The following is an 18,504-nucleotide window of genomic DNA, read 5'->3' as shown; positions in this document are numbered from 1 at the left end:
AGCAAACTTTTCAGACCAACCCGCGCTTACCTTCTTCAGAGGATAGTAGACACCGTGGCTGCGACACGATTTGCAGGGTTTGCGTGATGAACGCAACACCCACCGGCATTGACATACAAAGCCTGTTCGCCCGACGTGACTGGGCCAACAGCCCGCTGGGCACTGCCCAAACCTGGCCCCAGAGCCTGCGTACCGCCCTGGACATCGTGCTCCACTCGCCGCTGCCGATGTCCCTGCTGTGGGGGCCACAGCTGATTCATTTCTACAACGACGCCTTTACCCGCCTGACGGGCGACAAACACCCCCAGGCGTTCGGCCAGCCGACCCATTCAGCATGGCCCGAACTCAAAGACCTGAGCGGGCCGATTTATCACCGCGTGTTGCAAGGCCACGGGCACACCTGTCGCGATCAGCAATGGCGAGTGCCCTTCGCCGGTCGCCTCTGCGATGTCTGGCTGGACCTGACCTACAGCCCCGTGCGCGATGAAGACGGCGCCGTGGCCGGTATTCTGGTCACAGCCATCGAGACCGGTGAACGACGACGCCTGGCCCTGGAGTTCGAGCGACGCTCAGAAGCCAGCCTCAAGGCCCAGCAGGAAAGCGAGGAACGCCTGCAACTGGCCCTGGCCGCTGCCGATACGCTAGGCACCTGGGATTGGGACATCAGCGAAGACCGCTTTGTTGCCGACGAGCACTTCGCGGTGCTGCATGGCGTCGACCCGAACCTGTCGCGCCAGTTGCCCATCAGCGCTTACCTTGAAGGCGTGCATCCCCAAGACCGGGCCATGGTCACCCGCAGCATCAAGCATTGCATCACCCACAGCACTGAATACGCCGAGGAGTACCGTCTCCTGCGGCCTGACGGCGAACTGCGCTGGGTGTTCGTGCGCGGTCGTTGCTACAAGGATCGCCATGGCCGGCCCAAACGCTTTCTCGGCGCGGCCCTGGACCTGACCGATCGCAAGCGTACCGAGCAGGCCCTGCGTCAGAGCCAGACCGAACTGCAACTGATCATCAACGCCATGCCGATCCTTATCAGCTATGTGGACCGGGAAGAACGTTTTCGCCTCAACAACAGCGCCTATCTGGATTGGTATGGCCTGACGCCCCAAGAGCTGTATGGCAAGACCATTCGCGAAGTGCTTGGCGATTCAGCCTACGCCGCCCGCGCCGAGCAGATCGCCGACGCCCTGGCAGGCAAGCCGTGCAGTTTCACCGTGCAATCGGATCACCGCGACGGCCGTCCCCGCCATGCCTTGATCAACTACCTGCCGCGCCGTGGGGCCGATGGTGCGGTGAACGGTTTCTACATCTTTGTGATCGACGAGACCGAGCGCAAGAAAACCGAAGAGGCCCTGCGCAACCTCAACGAGACGCTCGAAGAACGCGTCATCGCCCGCACCCAGCAACTGGCCGAAGCCAACCACCGCCTGCAAAACGAGATGTTCGAACGCGAACGTGCCGAGGAGGCGCTGCGACACGCCCAGAAAATGGAGGCCGTGGGCCAACTCACTGGCGGCATTGCCCATGACTTCAACAACATGCTCACCGGCATTCTCGGCAGTCTCGACCTGATGCAGCGCTACATTGCCAGCGGTCGCACCGCCGAGATCGGTCGTTTCACCGAAGCGGCCGTGTCCTCGGCCAATCGTGCGGCGGCCCTGACCCACCGCCTGCTGGCGTTTTCCCGCCGCCAGTCGCTGGACCGCAAACCGCTGGACCCCAATGACCTGGTGCGTTCACTTGAAGACTTGCTGAGCCGAACCACCGGCGATCACATCGTGCTGCGCCTGCAGTTGGCCGATGAACTGTGGCCGGTCAGCACCGATGCCAGCCAGCTGGAAAACGCCCTGCTCAACCTGGTGATCAACGCTCGGGACGCCATGCCTGAGGGTGGCGAATTGACCATCGAAACCGCCAACGTCTACCTCGACGGGAATGACCTCAGTGCCCTGGAACCGGTCAAGGCCGGTGACTACGTGATGATTGCCGTCAGCGACAATGGCAGCGGCATGACCCCATCCGTGCTGGCCAAGGCCTTTGATCCGTTCTTCACCACCAAACCCATCGGCCAGGGCACCGGTTTGGGCTTGTCGATGATCTACGGGTTTGCCCAACAGTCGGGTGGCCTGCTGAGCCTGGACAGTGTGCCGGACCAGGGCACGCGGGTGCAGTTGTACCTGCCGCGGCTGTACGTCGCGTCTGTCCAGCAGACTGCGGCGCCGGTAGCGCTGGATGCACCGGCCGCCGTCGCCGGTGAAACCGTGTTGCTGGTCGAAGACGAACCGGCCGTGCGCATGCTGGTGCTCGATCTGCTCGACGCCCTGGGTTACACCACCCTTCAAGCCCAGGACGCCAAGGCTGCCCTTGGGCTACTGGAGTCCAGCCAGCGCATCGACTTGCTGGTGACCGATGTCGGCCTGCCAGGCATGAATGGCCGGCAACTGGCGGAAATCGCCCGCCAGCATCGGCCCGATCTGAAGGTGCTGTTCATGACCGGTTATGCGCAGAAGGCCACCGAGCGCCAGGGCTTTCTCGAGCAGGGCATGGATATGGTTGCCAAGCCCTTCAGCCTCGATCTGCTGGCGAACAAGATTCGGACGATGATCAACCATGGCGCCTGACTTGAGGCATAATCGCCGCCCCGTCGCACCGTTCAGGTCACTGCTGCAATGAAAGCCCAAGCCCGCCATATCCTGGTGAAAACCGCCGAAGAAGCCGAACAGCTCAAGCAACGCATCGCCAAAGGCGAAGCCTTCGATGTACTGGCCAAGAAATACTCCACCTGCCCCTCGGGCAAACGCGGCGGTGATCTGGGTGAAGTACGGCCCGGGCAGATGGTCGGTGCGATCGATACGGTAATCTTCAAAAAACCCCTGCGGGTGGTGCATGGGCCGATCAAGAGCAAGTTCGGCTATCACCTGGTGCAGGTGTTCTACCGGGACTAATGATCGAGCCCGCTCCCACAGGTGCTTCGCGGCCCCTTCAGTCCTTGGGCATCAACGCCCCCGGCACCTGGATGACCCGGCTCGCCAACAGATGTCCAGCCTCGGCGGCCTCCACCGGGCTGCCACCGAGCAGGCGGCTTGCCAGGTAAGCAGCACTGAATGAATCCCCCGCCGCCGTCGTGTCCACCACCCGCTCCACTCGCTGGGCCGGAATCTCGAAAGACTCACCATCACAACAGATCAGACAGGGCTCAGCACCGCGCTTGAGCACCACTTCCGACGTGCCCAACTGCGCGTACGCGGCGAACACCTCAGCGCTGTCGGCATAACCGAACAGCGCCTGCTCGTCGTCCACCGTCAGCAGCGCCAGCTCCACGTAAGGCAATACACTGCGATAGGCCGCACGGGCTGCATCCACTGATGCCCAGAGCCTTGGCCGGTAGTTATTGTCGAACACCACCTCGGCCCCGCGCCGGCGGGCCTGGATCAGGGTTTCGATGAGCTTGCCACGACCTTGCTCACCGAGCACGGCCAGGGTGATGCCGCTGAAGTACAGCACGTCGTAATCCGGCAGCGCCGCCAGGATCGGTGCGGCGGCCGGGGTGGTGAAGCAATCACGCACCGCCGCCTCGTTGCGCCAGTACAAAAACCGCCGCTCACCCGCCGCGTCGGTCTGGATGCAATACAAACCCGGCAAACGACCGGGCAGGCGCTGGACCCGATCCAGGCCGATATTTTCGGCGGCCCAACTCTGGCACATGGCATCGCTGAAACTGTCGTCGCCCAAGGCGGTAACGTAATCCACCGCGCTCTTCTCACCCAGGGCGCGGGACAGGTACACAGCGGTGTTCAGGGTGTCGCCGCCGAAGCTTTGTTGCAGACTGCCATCGGCGCGCTGCTGCAGTTCGATCATGCACTCGCCGATCAGGGCGATGCGAGGTTTTGGGTTGGGGTAGCTCATGGGCGATCCTGATATTTCGATAGTGTCTGCCAGGCCGCTATCGCGAGCAGGCTCGCTCCCACAGGGGATATTGGTGAACATAAATCCTCTGTTCACAACCGCCCCCACTGTGGGAGCGAGCCTGCTCGCGATAGCCGCGACTCGGTTTCAAGGCTAGAAACAAGTCTCCATGCTCTCGACCACCTGCAACTGCTCATCCACCAGGCACGCCACCCGCCACTTGTCGAAGGTCAGGCACGGATGCGACGTGCCGAAGGAAATGATGTCGCCAACCCGCAACGCCACCCCGGGCGCCACGGTCATGAACGCATGCTGGTCCATCACCGCCGTCACCTTGCAGCCGGCCAGGTCCTGCCCCGCTATCGAGTCGGAGCCAGGTTGGTAACGCTTGAGCGGCACCGGCAGCCCGGCGTCGTAGGCCACGTCGCGTTTACCCAGGGCGATCACCGCAAAGCCCGGTTCAGGCAGCGATTGCACGTGGGCCCAGACTTCCAGGGCCGGGCGCAGACCTTCGTGCAGGTCGCTACGCCGTTCCAGCACGCAGCACTGGGCCTCTTTGTAGATGCCATGGTCATGGGCCACGTAACTGCCAGGACGCAGCACACTGAGGAAACGTCCGTGGGCGTTCCGAGCCTCGAAAGACTCGGCAATCAGGTCGTACCAGGCTGAACCCGAGGCGGTGATGATCGGCTTGTCGATGGCGAACGCACCGTTGTCCTGCAGTTGCACCGCCAGCCCCACCAGGGATGCGGCAAACGCACGGATGCCACTGATGGCGTGGTCACCATGGATCACGCCTTCGTAGCCTTCGATACCGGTCAGCGCCAGCGCCGGTTGCGCCCCGATCGCCTCGGCCAGGGCCAGCACCTCGGCCTCGGTCCGGCAGCCACACCGGCCACCCACCACACCGTATTCGATCATCACGTTCAACTTCGCGCCGCGAGAGGCAAAGAACGCGCCCAGCTCGGCAACGTTGTCGGGATGGTCGACCATGCAATGGAATTCGAACGCTGGATCTGCCAGCAGATCCGCGATCAGCGCCATGTTTGGCGTGCCCACCAATTGGTTGGCCATCAGCACCCGGCGCACGCCATGGGCGTAAGCGGCACGGGTCTGCACTGCGGTGGCCAGGGTCAGTCCCCAGGCGCCGGCCTCGAGTTGGCGGCGAAACAGCGCCGGGGTCATGCTGGTCTTGCCGTGGGGCGCCAGTTCGGCACCACTGTCCGTGACGAACTTTTGCATCCAGTCAATGTTGTGCTCCAACGCTTGGCGATGCAGCACCAGCGCCGGCAGGCTGATGTCGCGCAGCAGGTGATCGCCCGCTTGGGCGGCCCCCTTCTCCACGGCAGCGTTATGAATGGCAGAAGACATGTTCACACTCCTCACACAGCCGCGGCTGTCTATTCATTGATGCGACGGGCCAGGTTGTTGGCGCTTTCGATCAGCACCCGGCGGTAGTCGGCGTAGTTGTTCTTGGCGTCGGCCCGTGGGGCGACGATGCACAGGGTCGCGATGGCCACGCCATTGGCGTCTTTGACCGGCGCGGCGAAGCAGTGGGTGAAGGTGTCAGCCACACTGTCGAAGGAGAAAAATCCATCGAGCCCGGCCTGGCGGATCTCCGCGAGAAATCGCTCCAGGGGCAGGCGCTCGCCGTCCGGTAGGATGAAGTCGTCGGGGTCGATCAGGTCGACGATCTGCTGGTCACTCAGATGCGCCAGCAGCAGGCGTCCGGATGCGGTCCAGGGAATCGGCGCGTTCTCGCCGATGTCCGAGGAAATGCGAAAATGCCGCTCCCCCTCCTTCATCAGTGCCACCGTGTATTTGCGCCCGTTGAGCAGGCACATCTGGGCGGTTTCCCGGGTCTGGCTGACGATTTCCTGCAAGGCGTGATCGGCCTCGCGACTCAGGTCGAAATGCCGCAGGTGCGCCTGCCCGAGAAAGTACAACTGGCGGCCCAGGTAGACGTGGCCGTCCTTGCCCACTGGCTCCAGGATGCGTCGCTCCAGCAGCGACGCCACCAGTTCGTAGACCGTGGACTTGGGACTGCCGATGCCGCTGGCGATGTCATTGGGGCGCAACGGCTGGCCGATTTCCTTGAGGAAGTCGAGGATATCGAACGCCCGGTCCAACCCTCGGGCCCGGCGTTTGATGGTGTCTTCGGTCATGTCTTGGGTTCCCATTCAATTGGCCGGGAGTTTAACCAGAGTGCTGCACCGCCTGATAGATTGCTATCGCAGGCAAGCCTTGCTCCCACAGGAGTTTGCATTGCCTTGTGGGAGCAAGGCGTGCCCGCGATGAGTCCTCAGTGACTCAAGCCTTTTTCTTGTAGGCGATGCAATCAATCTCAACCTTGCAATCAACCATCATGTTCGCTTGCACACAAGCCCTGGCAGGGGCATGTTCGGGGCTGAAGTATTCACCAAATACTTTGTTGAAACTCCAGAAATCCCGCGGATCTTCCAGCCATACGCCGCAGCGCACCACATCTTCAAGGCCGTATCCGGCTTCTTCAAGAATCGCGATCAGGTTCTTCATGGTCTGGTGGGTCTGCTCGACGATCCCGCCGACAATAATCTCGCCGTTGACCGCCGGCACCTGACCGGACACGTGCAGCCAGCCGTCGGCCTCAACGGCTCGGGCGAAGGGCCGTGGCTGACCGCCGCCTGCGGTGCTGCCGGTGCCGTAGCGCGTAATGCTCATGGGTGTTTCTCCTTGCCTGTATCAATCAGAGGTTCAATAAAATTAAAAACGGGTGTTCTTGAGAAACTCAGCCAGTCGTGGCGACTGTGGCCGTTCGAACAGTTCTTTCGGTGGGCCCTGTTCTTCGATGCGGCCCTGGTTCATGAACACGATCTTGTCGGACACCTCGAAGGCAAAACGCATTTCGTGGGTCACCAGCAGCATGGTCATGCCGTCTTCGGCCAGTCCCTTGATCACGTTCAGCACCTCACCCACCAATTCCGGGTCCAGGGCCGAGGTCACTTCATCGAACAGCATCAGGCTGGGGTTCATGGCAATCGCCCGAGCGATCGCCACACGCTGCTGCTGACCGCCGGACAACTGACCGGGAAAATGATTGCGCCGTTCCAGCAAGCCGACCCGCTCCAGCCATTTCTCGGCCAGGGCCACGGCTTCGTCCTTGGGTAGCTTTTTCACCTTGAGCAGGCCCAGGGTGACGTTCTGCAACGCCGTCAAATGCGGGAACAGGTTGAATTGCTGGAAGGCCATGCCGGTCATGGCCCGGTGCCGGGCGATGACTTTTTCCGGGTGGCGCACGCGCTTGCCGCCCACCTCGTCATAGCCGATGGCCTCGCCATCGAGCACGATCTGCCCGCCCTGGAACTCCTCAAGCATGTTCACGCAACGCAGCAACGTGGTTTTGCCCGAGCCGCTGGAGCCGATCAGGGTGACGACATTGCCGCGCTGCATGCTCAGGTCCACGCCCTTGAGCACTTCCACCGGGCCGTATTGTTTGCGCAGACCGCGAATGTCCAGCAGCGGTTGAGCATTGGTAGAGGTCGAAACATCAGTCATGGCAAGGCCACCCGCTTTTCAATGTGCCGCCCGAGCAATTCGATGGCGTAGTTGATGATGAAAAAGAGAAAACCGGCGAACAGGTAAAACTCCAGGGTCATGAAGGTCCGGGCGATGATCTGCTGAGTGCTGAGCAGCAGTTCGGCAACGCCGATCACCGACAACAGGGTCGAAGCCTTGACGATTTCGGTGGAGGAATTGACCCAGGTCGGCAAGATCTGCCGCAGTGCCTGGGGCAACAGCACGTAACCCAGCGCCTGGAAAAACGTCAGGCCGATGGCCTGGCTTGCCTCCATCTGCCCACGGGGCAAGGCCTGCAAGGCCCCGCGCACGATCTCGGCCACATGGGAGCCGCAAAACAGTGTCAGGCCCAAGGCACCAGCCTCGAATGCGCCGATTTGCCAGCCCAGGGCCGGGGCCATGTAGAAACAGGCCAGCACCAACACAAACACCGGAGTGCCGCGAATCACGTCGACGTAGAAACGAAACGGCGCGCGCATCCAGAAGCGACCGTAAGTCAGCACCAGCCCGGCGAACAGGCCGATCAGCGTGCCTAACAAAATCGCCAGTACCGAGCACTGCACGCTGGTCAGGAACCCGGCCCACAGCGTCTCCCGGGCGACCCACAACTCATGCAACCAACTGGGGGATTCGTACATGGAACACTCCTAACGGCGGATCGCCAGACGCTGCTCGAAATAACGCAGCAGCATGGCAATGAGGTAACAGGCCGCGACATACAGGGCCGTGGTCACCAGCCAGGTTTCGATCACCCGGTAGCTCTCCACGTTGATCTTGCGGGCGTAATAAGTCAGCTCCGGCACAGCGATCGCTGCCGCCAGTGAGGTGTCCTTGAACAGCGAAATGAAGTTGTTCGACAACGCCGGCAACACGTTGCGCAGCATCACCGGCACGGTGACGTAGGCCTTCACTTGCCACTCGCCCAAACCGATGGCCAGCCCCGCTTCACGCTGGCCCTTGTGAATGCTCAGCAGCCCGCCGCGGAACACTTCGGTCAGGTAGGCCCCGGCGTACAGCGAGAGCGTGATGACGAACGAGGGAATTTTGTCCAGGCGAATACCTAGGCTTGGCAAGGCGAAGTAGATCAGCAGGATCAGCACCAGGATCGGCGTATTGCGGATCACCGTGACATACACCGAGGCCAGCACCCGCAACACGCGGTGCTTGCTCAGCAGCGCGAACGCCATCAGCAGGCCGATCACGCAACCGATGGCGATCGACACCAGCGCCAGGGAAAGCCCCAGGCCGAGCCCCGCCAGCAAGGTGTCGAAATCGCGCCAGACGGCGGCAAAGTTCAACTGATAATTCATGGTCGGCAGTACCTTCAACGGGGCGCCCTCAAGGGCGCCCCGGGCTCACGGGATCATTTGAATTCGACGGGGAAACCGATGGCCGGCGACGGCAACTCGACGCCGAACCATTGCTTGAACGATGCCGCATAGGTGGGGAATTCCACGCCGGTCATGGCTTCATGCAGGGTGGTGTTGACGAAGTTCAGCCAGTCCTGGTCGCCGCGCTTGACCGCGCAGGCATAAGTTTGCGGGCTCCAGGCGTAGGCCGGGCTGCGGTAGCGACCAGGGTTCTGCACCATCAGGTACTTGACCGAAGACTGGTCGGTGGCAGCGGCATCGGCACGGCCGGAGTTCACCGCCTGATACATCAGATCAACACTGTCGTACTGGTCGACCTTGGCCTTGGGCAGCGCCTGGTGCACCAATTCCTCGGCGTAGACGTTCTGCAGCACAGCCACGGTGACGTCATCGCCGGCGGCCTTGAGGTCTTCGATTTCCTTGTACTTGCTGTTGGCCGGCAGCAGCAGGCCCACGCCTTCGCGGTAATACGGCAGGGTGAACGCCACTTGCTGGGCACGACTGGCGGTGACGGTGATGAACTGGCAGCTCATGTCGACCTTGTCGGTCAACAGGTTCGGAATGCGTGCATCGGACGACTGCACCACAAACTCGACTTTCTCCGGGTCATTGAACAGACCCTTGGCCACCATTCGTGCGATGTCGATATCAAAACCCTGCAACTTGCCATCCGCTCCCTGGAAGTGCCACGGCGCATTGGTGCTGCCCGTGCCCACGATCAATTTCCCGCGCTGCAGCACGCTATCGAGCTTGCTGTCCGCCGCCTGAGCGACACCCATGGCAGCCGTCGTGGCCGCGAAGATAAAAACACACGCTTTGAACAAGGAAGGTCGGCGATGCATGGCAAGCACTCCTGAGTCAGTTTATTCCGCTATACCGGAACTTAGTATGTAACAACGGAATAGACAGCAGAAAGTGTGCCACAGGCATGCGGTGTATGGATAAGGAAAATGGAAAACCAATGAAATCAAAAGGATGGCACGCCCAGACGTTTCAATAGGAACGCGGGCATCTGCGCAGGGACTGCTACTGTTGGCTACAGCCTCGGGTAGCAAGGCCCCAGACAGGGAGCAAGCGAGGCTTTTGCGCACCAAAAGGGAGCCGTTCAACTGTCAACTCTGACAGTAGCGATGCCCGGCCGTGTTGCTTATGGTTGCAAACACCCTATCGATGAAGGGAAACCCGCCATGAGTTCGTTCATCACCCACATCGCCTCATCGAAGGACTACCGCACGGCTCTCAAGACCTGGCGCCCGGTAGTCTTCTATTTCGGCCACCCCTACTGCTACGCCTGTAGCTGGGCCGAGCCGCTGTTTTGCAGCGTTGCCGAGACATTCAAGGATCGGGCGGTGATCTACAAATTGAGTACCAGCGAATCGCCCCGACACCCGGACGTTACCGGGACACCCACGGTGCTGTTTTATAAAAATGGGAAGTTACGCCGCAAGCTCAAGGGCGTCGGTGATCAGGCCTCGCTGACCCAGAACTTTGCCGAACACATCGGCCGAACCAAACCCAGACGGCCGCGTCGTTCGCCTCGCCGTGACTTGCACTGGTTGCACGAGCAACTGCGAACCTTGTGCCTGGTCTCTCGGGCACGGGGACTCCAAAGGTTGCGGCGAGGAAAGCCGGGCGCCTACCGCTTGGCCGCCTCGTCATAAACCTGACCGCGCTCGCGCTTACCAACCGCAATCACTGTAACAACTAGCAAATCATCTACCACTCGGTAAACCAATCGATAGCCGGCGCTACGTAACTTGATTTTATAGGCGTTGCCCAGCCCATGCAGACGGTCTGCCTGGACATGCGGATTCACCAGTCGCTCCTCGAGCTTTTTCTTGAATTGCTCTTTGAGTGTTGCACCCAGTTTTTGCCATTCCTTCCAGGCTTTATCAGAAAATTCCAACTCATAGGTCATCAAGAGAAACCTTTATCGTTGGATCATTTTCACGCTCGCGGCAAAGAGCAACCAGCTCCAGATCTTCAAGCCGATCCATCATGGCTTCATATTCTCGAGCGGGGACGCAATAAAATGCCGGCTCATTGCGGTTGAGGATTGCTACGGATAATCCTCCACCGGCAGCAACAGTGCCCATCGGATTTTTCTTGAGTTCGGAAATGCTGGCTACAACTTGAGAAAGCACAATATGTGTCATGAGGTGAGTCCTTGAGCACTCTTAATGGCGCTAAAAATAGCACTCTAAAACACCTCTTACCACAGTTCAGCGTCCGCAAAACCTCACTCTGGACAACATCCGCAAATCCCCGTCGCGGTAATAATCGTCCGTCCAGCTGTCATCCACCGCCAGCGGCTTGACCTGCTTGAGCGCCAGTTTTTTCGCGAAATAGCGAAAGCGGTAATGCTCATAGAAGCGCAGCAGCTCAAGCCCGTAGCGGTCGGCCAGGTCGGTGTCGCCCTGAATGATCAGGTAGTTCTCGTCGTTGCCGCTGCTGGCCGCGGCACTCAGGTTGTGGCTGCCGCTGATGATGGTCGGCGTGTCGCTGGTGAAGTCGGTGACGACGGCTTTGGTGTGCACCAGCAGATTGCCTTTCTGGCCTTTCATGTTTTCCCTGAGCCAGCCCTCCAGGCCGGTATTGAGCAGCGCGGTGGCGGCGAATTCGGCGGTGCGGTCGGCATGAAAGCCAGTGATGCGGCTGGTGGTGTTCTGCAGGCCGTAACGCAGCACGTCGTCGTTGGGTTGACCGAGCAAGGCATCGAGGATCCGGTCGGGCAAGGCGAAGGCCGTGACGAACAGCAGGTCCTTGCGAGCGCCATTGATGATATCGACGAAACGATCCAGGTCGCCCTCTCCCGTACGCGGCGAGAACCCGGTGAACAATGGCTCCTCGGGGACCATGGGGTTGTTCCGGTTGATCCACTGCCGCGTGGCCCCGACGTCCTCGGGTGCGGCCCAGATCTGCTCGAACACCTGGCGATAGCTGTTGCTGACCCGCGCGTCGTCCAGCACATGAATAACGTTGGCCTGGCGGTAGACGCCGTTGGCAGTGAAATTGGTGCTGCCGCACAGCACGGCCTCGGGGTGAAATGAACCGGTGTCGTCGACCTTGCTCAGCACGATGAACTTGTCGTGGAAAATATTGTGCGTGACGCGCCCGCGCTTGTTGGCCGCCGGCAGCGCTGCCAGACTGGCTTCGTTGCGCAATGTGCCGTCGTCTCCCGGCTCAGCGTGGTACAGCACCCGTACCCGCGCCCCCCGTGCGAAAGCGGCGTTCACAGCCTCGACGATCACCGGCAGTTCATATTCATAGATGGCGACGTCCAGGGCCCAACTGGCGTTCAGGGCCCGGTCGATAAAACCGGTCAAGCGCCCCAGCAAACCGTTTTCCAGCCAGCGGCGCGGCGCGTCGGGCCAAGCATCGATGGACAGATTTTTGTTGGCGTCGATCAGCGCATCCAGCTCGGGAAATTTGCGCTGGAAGGCCTGGCTCGCGGCCACGGCACGATTGAAGATGACCCCCTGGTTGCTTGGCTGACCATCGTCACTGGTCACTGACACCTCAAGTGATTCCCCCAGTTGCGGCGCGTCAGGGCTGCCATAGGCCAGGTGCACACGGTAGTGAATTGCCACGCCTGGGTTGATGGCGTAGTCGGCCCAGCGAAATTTCTGCAACGGTGCTTTATCGCTCGGCGTAGCGCGAAATTGCGGGAACGTATGCACCTTGTCGGGGAAGGTCAGGCTGTTGAACAGGAACAGCCAGGGCTTGGCGCCGTGCTGCTTCTCGATGGCAAAGCCGAGCAAGCCCTTGCGCCGGGGTTCGGCCAGGTCCATGGCGAGCAATACACCGTTGGTGCCAGCGTAGGCCTTGACCCGAAAATCGTCCTGGGCGTTGGTGACGAGTACGCGCATGGTTCACTCCTGTGAGGTCTGGCTGAGCATAGAACAGCGATGCTTATTGAGCGTGCGGATCTGACACCGGGGCGATGCTATCGCGAGCAGGCTCGCTCCCACAGGGGATTCATCGATCGAGTGTTAAATGTGGGAGCGAGCCTGCTCGCGATAAGGCCATGTCAGTCAGCGAACATCCGAGCCCGGTAGTCCTTCATCAATATGCCGATACTGCGCCCCCAACTGCCCCGCCAATTGCCGGGCCCGGCCCAGGCGAATCGGTCCGCGTTCGATGTCGATCAACAGGCTTGGGCAATCAAGGGGCGGCAGTGTCAGCTGCTGTTTGACTCGCCCGTCGGTCATCAGCAACACCCGCTGTTGCTCGGTCGGGTAGCGCTTGCGCCGGGCCGTCAACCAGCGTCCGGCCTCGTTCAGCGCCGCCAGCAACGGCGTGCCGCCGCCGGCGCCCAGGCCGTCGAGCCAGTCCCGTAGCCCCGCCGACGCCTTGAGCCCTTGCACCTGCCAGGCTGGTGCGCTGCCGCTGGCCGTCAGCAAGGCCAGCCGGGCGCGCTGGCGGTAGGCGTCATCGAACAGTTGCGCCAGCAGGCCTTTGCCATCGCTCAAGGCTTGATGACGACGAGTCGAGGCCGAGGCGTCGACGATGACCAGCCACAGTTCATGGGGCGAACGATGGCGTTGCTGAAAACGCAGGTCTTCACGCAGGCGTGGACGGCCAGCGAGCAAGGTGCCTGGCCAGTTCACCGCCCCGCTGGCCGCCGCTTTGCTGCGGCCCTGGCGCCCCTGGTCCAACCGTCCCGCACGGGGTCTGGCATTCACCCCCGCGGGCGAACGGGGGCGAATGCCTAGGGCTTTTTTGGCCAGCTCGGCACGTCACGCCGAGTGCCGATGGGCAATGCCCGGGCCGGCAGGTCACCCCACTGGCCCTGGCCTTCGTCAGGCCTGGCGGTTTGATCGGCGGTGGCTGGCGGCGCCTGGGACGGCGCAGGGGCCGAAGGCTCGCGCCTGCGATGACGCAATGCAAACTCGGCGACCGCATCAATGTCCTCAACGGCAATGGCATCCGCCCCGCGCCACGCAGCATGGGCGCGGGCGGCCCGCAGCCAGACCAGGTCCGCGCGCAAGCCATCGACCCCAGCGGCAAAACAACGCTCGGTGATCTGCGCCAGCGCCTGGTCATCCAGAGGAATCTGCATCAACCGGTCGCGAGCCTGTTGGCAGCGTTCGCGCAACTGCCGCTGGGTCGGTTCCCATTCCGCGCAGAACGCCGCCGGATCACTGTCGAAATCCAGCCGCCGACGAATAATCTGCCCGCGCTCAAGCGGTGCGGTGTGGCCGTCCAGCGCCACGTTCAGGCCGAAACGGTCGAGCAACTGCGGACGCAATTCACCCTCTTCCGGGTTCATGGTGCCGATCAATACAAAACGCGCCGAATGCCGGTGTGAGATGCCGTCACGCTCGATCAGGTTGGTGCCGCTGGCGGCCACGTCCAGCAACAGGTCCACCAGGTGGTCGGGCAGCAGGTTCACTTCATCGACATACAACACCCCGGCGTCGGCCTTGGCCAAAACGCCGGGAGAGAACTGCGCGCGCCCCTCCCCCAGGGCCGCGTCCAGATCCAGGGTGCCCACCAGCCGCTCTTCAGTGGCGCCCAAAGGCAAGGTGACGAACTGACCGCTGGCCAACAGGTCCGCCAGCCCCCGGGCCAGCGTAGACTTCGCCATGCCCCGTGGGCCTTCGATGAGCACACCGCCGATTTTCGGATCGATCGCAGCCAGGCACAGGGCCAGTTTCAGGTCATCGGCCCCGACCACGGCGCAGAGCGGGAAATGAGGGGTGTCGGTCATGTTGAACTCTCAAAGGTGGTCGGTAACGTCGATGTGAACAGAGTACTTGTGGCGAGGGGATTTATCCCCGTTGGACTGCAAAGCAGGCCTCCCAATGTGGACAAGAGGGTCGCTTCGCAGCCCAGCGGGGATAAACCCCCTCACCACAGGTCAACCCATCACAGGGGTTGTGTATAGCCCGTCGAATGGGCAAGTCAGCTGTCTTCTTCTATGTCCAACAACAAGTTCTCCAGCGCCTCTCGATACTCCCCGGGCTCCTGCCACATTCCGCGCTGCTGCGCTTCGAGCATGCGCTCGGTCATGTCGCGCAAGGCATCGGGGTTGTGCTGGCGGACGAAATCGCGAGTGTCCGGGTCGAGCAGATAAGCCTCGGCCAGCAAGGCGTACTGGTGATCGTCGATCAACTGCGTGGTGGCGTCGAAGGCGAACAGGTTGTCCACCGTCGCCGCCAGTTCAAACGCACCTTTATAGCCGTGGCGCTTGATCCCGTCGATCCACTTCGGATTGGCCGCCCGGGAACGAATGACGCGGTTGAGCTCTTCTTTCAACGTGCGGATTTTGGGCAAGTCCGGCTGGCTGTGATCGCCGTGGTAACTGGCCGCCGTTGCGCCGCCAAGGGTCTCCACCGCCGCCAGCATGCCGCCCTGGAATTGGTAGTAATCGTTGGAATCGAGCAGGTCGTGTTCGCGGTTGTCCTGGTTCTGCAACACCGCCTGCACCTGGCTAAGGCGCCGGGAGAACTGCTCCCGGGCGGCAGTGCCTTCATCGCCGGCGCCGTAGGCGTAGCCACCCCAATTCAGGTAGACCTGCGCCAGGTCTTCGCGGCTCTGCCACAGGCGGCCGTCGATGGCACCCTGCACACCCGCGCCGTAGGCGCCGGGCTTGGCGCCGAAGATCCGCCACCCGGCCTGACGGGCCGCGACCTCGGGTTCAAGGCCCGATTCCAACAGAGCCTGGCGCTCGCTGCGCACCTTCGCCGCCAAGGGGTTCATGTCGTCCGGTTCGTCGAGGGCGGCGACGGCCTGCACCGCTGCATCGAACAGGCGGATCAGATTGGCAAAGGCGTCCCGGAAGAACCCGGAGACCCGCAGCGTGACATCGACCCGAGGCCGGTCCAGCAGACTCAACGGCAGGATCTCGAAATCGTCGACTCGTTGGCTGCCCGTGGCCCACACCGGACGCACGCCCATCAACGCCATGGCCTGGGCAATGTCGTCACCGCCGGTGCGCATGGTGGCGGTGCCCCACACCGAAAGCCCCAATTGACGCAGGTGATCGCCGTGGTCCTGCAAGTGCCGCTCAAGGATCAGGGACGCCGACTGAAAACCGATGCGCCACGCTGTGGTAGTCGGCAGGTTGCGCACGTCCACCGAGAAGAAGTTGCGCCCGGTGGGCAGCACATCCAGGCGCCCGCGACTGGGCGCACCGCTGGGGCCGGCCGGCACGAAACGCCCGCTCAAGGCATCGAGCAAACCGCGCATTTCCGCCGGGCCGCAAGCGTCCAGACGCGGAGCCACGACGCCGCGCAGGTTTTCAATAACGCTGTTCACCGTTTCCCAACCCGGCGCCTCAAGTTGCGCGACCCCGCCCTCCAGGGCCTGCTCGATCAATTGCCCGGCGAACAATTCCAAACGTTCACGAGTATCGCCAGCGGTCCGCCAAGGTTCGTCGCTGAGCCGACGCAAGGCTTCGGGACAAGCGCCGGTCCAGGGTTCGGCCAGCGCACAATCCAGCGGGTCGAAACCCAGTGCAAAGGCCTTGGCCAGCGCCCGCAGCAAACTCGACTGCGCGCCCTTGCCATCCCCCCGGGGAATGCGCAGCAACGCCAGCAAGGTGTCGATGCGCAACCGTTGTGTGGGCGACTCGCCAAAAATGTGCAGGCCGTCACGGATCTGCGACTCCTTCAGATCGCACAGGTAAGTGTCCAGGCGCGGCAGCCAGATTGCCACGTCAGCGTCGCCGTCCAGTTGCAACTCGCGGTCGATGTGGGTTTCGCGCACCAGATTCAGTATGTCTCGCTGCAGTTCCCGGGCGCGGCGTGGGTCGAGCAGTTGCGCTTCGTAGTATTCGTCAGCCAACAGCTCGAGGTTACGCAGCGGCCCATAGGTTTCGGCCCGGGTCAGCGGCGGCATCAAGTGATCGATAATCACGGCCTGGGTGCGACGCTTGGCCTGGGCGCCCTCGCCCGGGTCATTGACGATGAACGGATAGATGTTCGGCAACGGTCCCAGCAGCGCATCCGGCCAGCAGTTTTCCGACAGCCCGACGCCCTTGCCCGGCAACCATTCGAGATTGCCGTGCTTGCCGACATGAATCAGCGCGTGAACCCCGTAGGTGTTGCGCAGCCAGAAATAAAACGCCAGGTAGCCATGGGGCGGCACCAGGTCCGGGTCGTGGTACACGGCGCTCGGATCGACCTGATAGCCTCGAGCCGGCTGGATGCCGACGAACGTCAGGCCCAGGCGCACACCCGCGATCATCAACCGGCCATCGCGGAACATCGGGTCCTGTTCGGGCGCGCCCCAGCGCTCCAGCACCGCCTGGCGATTGGCCTCGGGCAATGCGTCGAACATGGCCCGGTAAGCATCCAGCGCCAGGCTCTGGTGACAGGGCCGTTGGTCAAGACTGTCCAGGTCGTTGCTTACCCCGCCGAGCAACTGCTGGATCAGCGCGGTGCCGCTCGCAGGCAGTTCAGCCGGCAGCGGATAGCCCTCGGCCTGCAAGGCCCGCAGGATATTCACTGCCGCCGCCGGGGTGTCCAGGCCGACGCCGTTACCGATGCGCCCATCCCGGGTCGGGTAGTTGGCGAGGATCAGCGCCACGCGCTTTTGCGAGTTAGGCAGGCACGCCAGGGTAGTCCAGCGCCACGCCAGCTCAGCGACAAAATCCATGCGCTCGGGCACGGCCCGGTAGCAGACCACATCGCTCTGGCTGCGCTCGCTGCGCCAGGCCAGGTCCTTGAAACTGATGGGGCGACTGATGATCCGCCCGTCCAGTTCTGGCAGGGCAATGTGCATCGCCAGGTCCCGCGGGCCCAGACCCTGCTCACTGGCGCGCCAGCCAGGCTCGTTGTCCTGGGCGCAGATCGCCTGGATCACTGGGATATTGCGGCGAAACGGTCGCAAGTGCGGCGCTTCGGGGCTCGATTGGGCGAAACCGGTGGTGTTGAGGATCACCCCCGCCGCCACCTCATCCAGCCAGTCTTCAACCAAGGCCAGGCAAGCAGGCTCCTTGAGGCTCGCCACGGCAATGGGCAAGGGATTGAGCCCCGCCGCTTGCAGACGCTGGCAAAACACGTCGATGAACGCCGTGTTCGCTGCTTGCAGGTGGGAGCGATAAAACAGCACCGCCGCCACCGGCTGCCCGGCCCGCCAGTCGCTTTGCCAATCACTCAGGCTGGCGTTGGTTCGTTCCGGATGGTAGATCGCCGTGCGCGGCAGGGTTTGCGGTTCGCCCCAAGGATAGTCGCGACCGAACCATTGGCTGGCCAGGTTATGGAACAGGTCCAGGGCATTGCCCAAACCGCCTTGGCGCAGGAACTGCCAGAGCCGGTCCCGATCCTCATTGGGCACGTTGCTCAGGTCGCTGAGTTCCGGGTCGGGTCGATCGTCCCCCGGCACCAGGATCAGCTTCACCCCGCGCTCGGCCAGTTCCATAAGACGTTCAATGCCGTAGCGCCAATAACCGATGCCGCCATGCAGGGAAAGCAGGATGACCTTGGCGTGACGCAACACGTCGTCGAAATACAGATCCACCGAGGCGTGGTTTTGCACCTGCATCGGGTTGGCGAGGCGAAACTGCGGATAGTCGTCCGGCAACTGCCGCGCCGCTTCGGCCAGCAGCGCCAGGCTGGAGTCGCCGCTGCACAGGATCACCAGCTCGGCGGGGGTTTGTCCGAGATCGGCAATGTTGTCGTCCGACACGAAACCGCCGGGCTGGGTCCTGAGCAGGTGCATG

At 62.3% G+C, this 18,504-nt stretch carries 17 protein-coding genes; 3 read left to right on the top strand and 14 right to left on the bottom strand.

Annotated features, from left to right (window positions below):
- The first annotated feature begins 86 nt into the window (after positions 1–86).
- Positions 87–2,624: a PAS domain-containing protein gene (locus tag CRX69_RS19780; RefSeq protein ID WP_107322661.1), complete on the top strand. Its 2,538-nt coding sequence runs from the start codon at positions 87–89 to the stop codon at positions 2,622–2,624.
- A gap of 48 nt (positions 2,625–2,672) precedes the next feature.
- A complete protein-coding gene (locus CRX69_RS19775; RefSeq protein WP_076384045.1) occupies positions 2,673–2,948 on the top strand; it encodes a peptidylprolyl isomerase in 276 nt (91 codons plus the stop codon).
- Between the two features lie 37 nt (positions 2,949–2,985).
- On the opposite strand, the gene CRX69_RS19770 is transcribed toward CRX69_RS19775, so the two are convergent.
- The 8 genes from CRX69_RS19770 to CRX69_RS19735 all read right to left on the bottom strand — a co-directional run bounded on the left by CRX69_RS19770 (position 2,986) and on the right by CRX69_RS19735 (position 9,676).
- On the bottom strand, positions 2,986–3,909 hold the full coding sequence (locus tag CRX69_RS19770) for a sugar kinase (protein ID WP_107322660.1): 924 nt from the start codon (positions 3,907–3,909) through the stop codon (positions 2,986–2,988).
- Positions 3,910–4,062: 153 nt separating this feature from the next.
- A complete protein-coding gene (locus tag CRX69_RS19765) occupies positions 4,063–5,280 on the bottom strand; it encodes an amino acid deaminase (protein ID WP_107322659.1) in 1,218 nt (405 codons plus the stop codon).
- 29 nt (positions 5,281–5,309) lie between these two features.
- The gene (locus CRX69_RS19760; RefSeq protein WP_047227838.1) at positions 5,310–6,074 is read right to left on the bottom strand and encodes an IclR family transcriptional regulator; all 765 of its coding nucleotides are present in this window, start codon (positions 6,072–6,074) and stop codon (positions 5,310–5,312) included.
- A gap of 145 nt (positions 6,075–6,219) precedes the next feature.
- Entirely contained in the window at positions 6,220–6,609 is a 390-nt protein-coding gene (locus CRX69_RS19755; protein ID WP_047227837.1) for a RidA family protein, read from the bottom strand.
- 42 nt (positions 6,610–6,651) lie between these two features.
- Positions 6,652–7,443: an amino acid ABC transporter ATP-binding protein gene (locus CRX69_RS19750; protein WP_047227836.1), complete on the bottom strand. Its 792-nt coding sequence runs from the start codon at positions 7,441–7,443 to the stop codon at positions 6,652–6,654.
- A complete protein-coding gene (locus CRX69_RS19745) occupies positions 7,440–8,102 on the bottom strand; it encodes an amino acid ABC transporter permease (protein WP_047227835.1) in 663 nt (220 codons plus the stop codon). Before CRX69_RS19745 ends, CRX69_RS19750 begins: the two co-directional genes overlap by 4 nt.
- 9 nt (positions 8,103–8,111) lie before the next feature.
- Entirely contained in the window at positions 8,112–8,774 is a 663-nt protein-coding gene (locus CRX69_RS19740; protein WP_047227888.1) for an amino acid ABC transporter permease, read from the bottom strand.
- Between the two features lie 53 nt (positions 8,775–8,827).
- On the bottom strand, positions 8,828–9,676 hold the full coding sequence (locus CRX69_RS19735; protein WP_047227834.1) for a transporter substrate-binding domain-containing protein: 849 nt from the start codon (positions 9,674–9,676) through the stop codon (positions 8,828–8,830).
- A 345-nt stretch (positions 9,677–10,021) separates the two neighbouring features.
- Between CRX69_RS19735 and CRX69_RS19730 the strand changes: the two genes are divergently transcribed.
- Positions 10,022–10,495 carry a thioredoxin family protein gene (locus tag CRX69_RS19730; protein WP_107322658.1) on the top strand — a complete coding sequence of 158 codons (474 nt, stop codon included), beginning with the start codon at positions 10,022–10,024 and terminating at the stop codon, positions 10,493–10,495.
- Here the strand turns inward: CRX69_RS19730 and CRX69_RS19725 are convergent.
- The 6 genes from CRX69_RS19725 to cobN all read right to left on the bottom strand — a co-directional run bounded on the left by CRX69_RS19725 (position 10,471) and on the right by cobN (position 18,503).
- Positions 10,471–10,752, bottom strand: a complete 282-nt coding sequence (locus tag CRX69_RS19725) for a type II toxin-antitoxin system RelE family toxin (RefSeq protein ID WP_053121508.1) — start codon at positions 10,750–10,752, stop codon at positions 10,471–10,473. The two genes, CRX69_RS19730 and CRX69_RS19725, sit on opposite strands and share 25 nt — an antisense overlap.
- On the bottom strand, positions 10,742–10,990 hold the full coding sequence (locus CRX69_RS19720) for a type II toxin-antitoxin system Phd/YefM family antitoxin (protein WP_107322657.1): 249 nt from the start codon (positions 10,988–10,990) through the stop codon (positions 10,742–10,744). The genes CRX69_RS19725 and CRX69_RS19720 overlap by 11 nt, the downstream gene beginning before the upstream one ends.
- Positions 10,991–11,056: 66 nt before the next feature.
- On the bottom strand, positions 11,057–12,703 hold the full coding sequence (locus CRX69_RS19715; RefSeq protein WP_107322656.1) for a phospholipase D-like domain-containing protein: 1,647 nt from the start codon (positions 12,701–12,703) through the stop codon (positions 11,057–11,059).
- A 165-nt stretch (positions 12,704–12,868) separates the two neighbouring features.
- On the bottom strand, positions 12,869–13,492 hold the full coding sequence (locus tag CRX69_RS19710) for a vWA domain-containing protein (RefSeq protein WP_370695202.1): 624 nt from the start codon (positions 13,490–13,492) through the stop codon (positions 12,869–12,871).
- Positions 13,493–13,545: 53 nt separating this feature from the next.
- Complete coding sequence (locus CRX69_RS19705) at positions 13,546–14,547, bottom strand: magnesium chelatase ATPase subunit I (RefSeq protein WP_107322655.1); 1,002 nt, start codon at positions 14,545–14,547, stop codon at positions 13,546–13,548.
- Between the two features lie 194 nt (positions 14,548–14,741).
- Positions 14,742–18,503: a cobaltochelatase subunit CobN gene (gene cobN / locus CRX69_RS19700; protein ID WP_107322654.1), complete on the bottom strand. Its 3,762-nt coding sequence runs from the start codon at positions 18,501–18,503 to the stop codon at positions 14,742–14,744.
- Between the last annotated feature and the right edge of the window lies 1 nt (position 18,504).

The sequence above is a fragment of the Pseudomonas rhizophila genome, from assembly GCF_003033885.1.
Taxonomy (GTDB): Bacteria; Pseudomonadota; Gammaproteobacteria; order Pseudomonadales; family Pseudomonadaceae; genus Aquipseudomonas; species Aquipseudomonas rhizophila.
Note: the sequence above shows the minus strand (reverse complement) of the source record. Positions and strands in the feature narration are given on the sequence as shown.

Coding starts and splice junctions, on each gene's coding strand:
- CRX69_RS19720 (WP_107322657.1), bottom strand. CDS start 10,990: ATGACACATATTGTGCTTTCTCAAGTTGTAGCCAGCATTTCCGAACTC.
- CRX69_RS19730 (WP_107322658.1), top strand. CDS start 10,022: ATGAGTTCGTTCATCACCCACATCGCCTCATCGAAGGACTACCGCACG.
- CRX69_RS19780 (WP_107322661.1), top strand. CDS start 87: ATGAACGCAACACCCACCGGCATTGACATACAAAGCCTGTTCGCCCGA.
- CRX69_RS19735 (WP_047227834.1), bottom strand. CDS start 9,676: ATGCATCGCCGACCTTCCTTGTTCAAAGCGTGTGTTTTTATCTTCGCG.
- CRX69_RS19755 (WP_047227837.1), bottom strand. CDS start 6,609: ATGAGCATTACGCGCTACGGCACCGGCAGCACCGCAGGCGGCGGTCAG.
- CRX69_RS19770 (WP_107322660.1), bottom strand. CDS start 3,909: ATGAGCTACCCCAACCCAAAACCTCGCATCGCCCTGATCGGCGAGTGC.
- CRX69_RS19705 (WP_107322655.1), bottom strand. CDS start 14,547: ATGACCGACACCCCTCATTTCCCGCTCTGCGCCGTGGTCGGGGCCGAT.
- CRX69_RS19765 (WP_107322659.1), bottom strand. CDS start 5,280: ATGTCTTCTGCCATTCATAACGCTGCCGTGGAGAAGGGGGCCGCCCAA.
- CRX69_RS19760 (WP_047227838.1), bottom strand. CDS start 6,074: ATGACCGAAGACACCATCAAACGCCGGGCCCGAGGGTTGGACCGGGCG.
- CRX69_RS19725 (WP_053121508.1), bottom strand. CDS start 10,752: ATGACCTATGAGTTGGAATTTTCTGATAAAGCCTGGAAGGAATGGCAA.
- CRX69_RS19745 (WP_047227835.1), bottom strand. CDS start 8,102: ATGTACGAATCCCCCAGTTGGTTGCATGAGTTGTGGGTCGCCCGGGAG.
- CRX69_RS19715 (WP_107322656.1), bottom strand. CDS start 12,703: ATGCGCGTACTCGTCACCAACGCCCAGGACGATTTTCGGGTCAAGGCC.
- CRX69_RS19740 (WP_047227888.1), bottom strand. CDS start 8,774: ATGAATTATCAGTTGAACTTTGCCGCCGTCTGGCGCGATTTCGACACC.
- CRX69_RS19750 (WP_047227836.1), bottom strand. CDS start 7,443: ATGACTGATGTTTCGACCTCTACCAATGCTCAACCGCTGCTGGACATT.
- CRX69_RS19775 (WP_076384045.1), top strand. CDS start 2,673: ATGAAAGCCCAAGCCCGCCATATCCTGGTGAAAACCGCCGAAGAAGCC.
- cobN (WP_107322654.1), bottom strand. CDS start 18,503: ATGCACCTGCTCAGGACCCAGCCCGGCGGTTTCGTGTCGGACGACAAC.